Below are 3,810 nucleotides of genomic sequence, written 5' to 3' on the forward strand. Positions count from 1 at the left end.
GACAACGGGTGGACCTTGTGCACGTCCGTGCGCAGGTCTGTTTTATCAACCGAGTATTTTTTCCAATGACCGAATCATTTGCCGAACTGTTTGAACAGAGCCAGACCCAACTGGCCAAGCTGAAGCCGGGCGCCATCGTCACCGGCGTCGTCGTGGAAGTCCGCAACGACGTCGTGGTGATCAACGCCGGCCTGAAGTCCGAAGGCATCGTGCCGATCGAACAGTTCCGGAACGACGCCGGCGAAATCGACGTGGGCGTGGGCGACGAAGTGAAGGTGGCCCTCGACTCGATCGAGAACGGTTTCGGCGAAACCGTCCTCTCGCGCGAGAAGGCCAAGCGCGCCATGGTGTGGGACGAGCTGGAGCAGGCGCTGGAGAAGAACGAAACCATCACCGGCCGCATCAGCGGCAAGGTCAAGGGTGGTTTCACCGTCGACATCAAGGACGTCCGTGCGTTCCTGCCGGGCTCGCTGGTCGACGTGCGCCCCGTGCGCGACCCGGGCTACCTGGAAGGCAAGGAGCTGGAGTTCAAGCTCATCAAGCTGGATCGCAAGCGCAACAATGTGGTCGTCTCCCGCCGTGCGGTGGTCGAGAGCGAGCATTCGGAAGAGCGCGAGCAGCTGATGGACAAGCTGCAGGAAGGCGTGGTGCTGAAGGGTGTGGTCAAGAACCTCACCGACTACGGCGCGTTCGTCGACCTGGGTGGCATCGATGGCCTGCTGCACATCACCGACATGGCATGGAAGCGCGTGCGTCATCCGTCCGAAGTCGTGGAAGTCGGCCAGGAGCTGGACGTCCGCGTGCTGAAGTATGACCGTGAGCGCAATCGCGTCTCGCTGGGCCTGAAGCAGCTGGGCGAGGATCCGTGGGACAACATCGCGCGTCGTTACCCGGCCAACAGCCGCGTGTTCGGCAAGGTCTCCAACGTCACCGATTACGGCGCGTTCGTCGAGATCGAGCCGGGCGTCGAAGGCCTGGTGCACGTGTCCGAGATGGATTGGACCAACAAGAACGTCAACCCGTCCAAGGTCGTGCAGGTCGGCGACGAAGTCGAGGTGATGGTGCTGGACGTGGACGAAGAGCGTCGTCGCATCTCGCTGGGCATGAAGCAGGTCGCTGCCAACCCGTGGGAGACCTTCGCGGCCACCCACAAGAAGAACGACAAGGTGTCCGGCCAGATCAAGTCGATCACCGACTTCGGCATCTTCATCGGCCTGGACGGCGGCATCGACGGCCTGATCCACCTGTCGGACATCAGCTGGAACACTACCGGCGAAGACATCGTGCGCAACTTCAAGAAGGGCGACACGCTGGAAGCCGTGGTGCTGGCCGTGGACCCGGAGCGCGAGCGCATCAGCCTGGGCGTGAAGCAGCTGGAGCAGGATCCGTTCGGCCAGTACATGGCGGCGCATCCGAAGGGCTCGAAGGTCGAAGGTACAGTGAAGGAAGTGGACGCCAAGGGCGCCACGGTCGAGCTGGCCGACGGCATCGAAGGCTACGTGATGGCGCGCGACATCAGCTACGACCGCGTGGACGACGCCAGCCAGCACCTGAAGGTCGGCGACAAGGTCGAAGCCAAGTTCATCGGCATGGACCGCAAGGGCCGCACGCTGCAGCTGTCGATCAAGGCGAAGGACGAAGCCGAGACGGCCGAAGCACTGGCCGAGTACAACAAGTCGGCCGCCGAAGCCTCCACCGGTACCACCAGCCTGGGCGCGCTGCTGCGTGCACAGCTGGACGGTGGCAAGTCCGAGTAAGCGGCTCGCGCCGTTGCACGACCCTCAGCAGTAACGTTCCCCGCCGGCCCGGAAATCCCGGGCCGGCGCGRGCACATCCGCCCGAATTCCGCACGCGATGACCAAATCCGAACTCATCGAGATCCTCAGCCGACGCCAGCCGCACCTCAAGGCCGAGGATGTGGATCTGGCCGTCAAGGCACTGCTGGAGATGATGGGTGGCGCCCTGTCGCAGGGCGACCGCATCGAGATCCGCGGCTTCGGAAGCTTCTCGCTGCACTATCGTCCGCCGCGCATGGGCCGCAACCCCAAGACGGGCGAATCGGTCGCGCTGCCGGCCAAGCACGTTCCCCACTTCAAGCCGGGCAAGGAGCTGCGCGARCGCGTCAGCGACGTCACCCCGATCGAAGAGGCGGGGGAGTAGCACGTCGCCGGGCACGTGTCGTGGCCTGCCGACTCCGTTAAGCTAGGCGCCGTCCTGCAAGGAGTCGCCTGATGAATATGTTCCGCCTGGTCGTCGCTCTGTTGTTCCTGGCCTACGGACTCATCATCGGTGTGCTCAATACGCAGCCGATCACGCTGAAACTCCTGTTCACAGAATTCCAGACGTCGTCCGGCGTGGGCATCATGCTGTCCCTCCTGCTCGGCGTCGTGGTGGGCGGGCTCATCGTGCTGGCCACCCTGGTATGGCCGCTGTACGCGAAGCTCAGGAAGGCGACCCGCGCCCAGCCCCCCGTGACGAATGCAGCGGGAACGTCGTTGCCCCCGGATGGCGGTGCCTGAGCCCATGGCGTTCCTCACCGAATGGTTCTGGTTCTTCCTCTTCCTGCCGCTGGCCGCGCTCAGCGGCTGGATCATCGGTCGACGCGGTGGCCAGCGGCATGGCGACACCCAGGTCAGCCGCCTGTCCAGCACCTATTTCCGTGGCCTCAATTACCTGCTCAACGAACAGCCCGACAAGGCGATCGAGCTGTTCCTGCACATCGCTGAGCTGGACAAGGAAACGTTCGAGACCCAGGTCGCATTGGGGCACCTGTTCCGCAGGCGGGGCGAAGTCGATCGCGCCATCCGCCTTCACCAGGGACTCGTACAGCGTGCCGACCTGAGTGATGCGCAGCGCGTCCAGGCGTTGCTGGCCCTGGGTGAGGACTACATGCGGTCCGGCCTGCTGGATCGTGCTGAAACCGTCTTCACCGACCTGGCCCGGATCGACCAGCGCGCGCCGCAGGCGCTCAAGCACCTGATCGGCATCTACCAGGCAGAACGCGACTGGGAGAAGGCGATCGACAACGCGCGCCGCTACGAGGAAGTCACTGCGGAACCGATGGGAAAGCTGATCGCCCAGTTCGAGTGCGAACTCGCCGAGCGGCATCGCACGGCGAACAACATCGACGATGCCCGGGCCGCGGTCGCCCGCGCGTACCAGGCCGATGCGGGCAGCGTGCGTGCCGGCATCATCGAAGGGCGTATCGAAACCGATGCAGGCAATGCCGAAGCCGCCATCCGCGCGTTCGAGCGTGCCGCCCGCCATGATGCCGATTACCTGCCGGAGGTCCTGCCCAGCCTGCTGGAAAGTTACGACCAGGTAGGCGACCTGTCCGGCGCGCGCGCTTTCCTCTCGGAGATGTGCGAGCACTACCGTGGCATCGCGCCGGTCCTCGCATTGACGAAGCTCGTCGAACGCCAGGAGGGGGTCGCCGCCGCGCGCGCCTACCTGGCGCGCCAGCTGAAGGATCGGCCGTCGGTCCGCGGCGAGGCGTCGCTGATCGACCTGACGCTGGCCGAGGGCGCAGACCCCGCGGCCACGTTGCACGACCTGAAGCACATCACCGATCAGTTGCTGGTACGCAATCCGAGCTATCGCTGCACGCGCTGCGGGTTCGGCGCCCGCACCCACCACTGGCAATGCCCCAGCTGCAAGGAATGGGGCACGGTCAAGCCCTTGTTGAATTACGCGGTGGTCTGATGCGGGACCTGTTCGTCTGGCTGGCCTTGCCCGCGCTGGGTGCGGCCGTCGCCACGTGGTGGGCGCGCCGTTATGCGCTGCGTGGCAACCTGATGGACCAGCCGGGAG

At 64.9% G+C, this 3,810-nt stretch carries 4 protein-coding genes; all 4 read left to right on the plus strand.

Translation table 11 applies throughout. The features are described 5' to 3' along the window. Positions 1-65 precede the first annotated feature (65 nt). The 4 genes from rpsA to lapB all read left to right on the plus strand — a co-directional run bounded on the left by rpsA (position 66) and on the right by lapB (position 3,702). Positions 66-1,757 carry a 30S ribosomal protein S1 gene (gene rpsA, locus AC04L7_RS14175; protein ID WP_192267958.1) on the plus strand — a complete coding sequence of 564 codons (1,692 nt, stop codon included), beginning with the start codon at positions 66-68 and terminating at the stop codon, positions 1,755-1,757. Between the two features lie 97 nt (positions 1,758-1,854). Then, on the plus strand, positions 1,855-2,160 hold the full coding sequence (locus AC04L7_RS14180; protein ID WP_296282341.1) for an integration host factor subunit beta: 306 nt from the start codon (positions 1,855-1,857) through the stop codon (positions 2,158-2,160). Positions 2,161-2,231: 71 nt separating this feature from the next. Next, a complete protein-coding gene (locus AC04L7_RS14185; RefSeq protein ID WP_435998794.1) occupies positions 2,232-2,519 on the plus strand; it encodes a lipopolysaccharide assembly protein LapA domain-containing protein in 288 nt (95 codons plus the stop codon). Between the two features lie 4 nt (positions 2,520-2,523). After that, positions 2,524-3,702, plus strand: coding sequence for a lipopolysaccharide assembly protein LapB (gene lapB / locus AC04L7_RS14190; RefSeq protein ID WP_296282339.1), 1,179 nt, complete (start codon positions 2,524-2,526; stop codon positions 3,700-3,702). Positions 3,703-3,810 lie beyond the last annotated feature (108 nt).

Source organism: Pseudoxanthomonas sp. LjRoot204_2 (genome assembly GCF_056175765.1).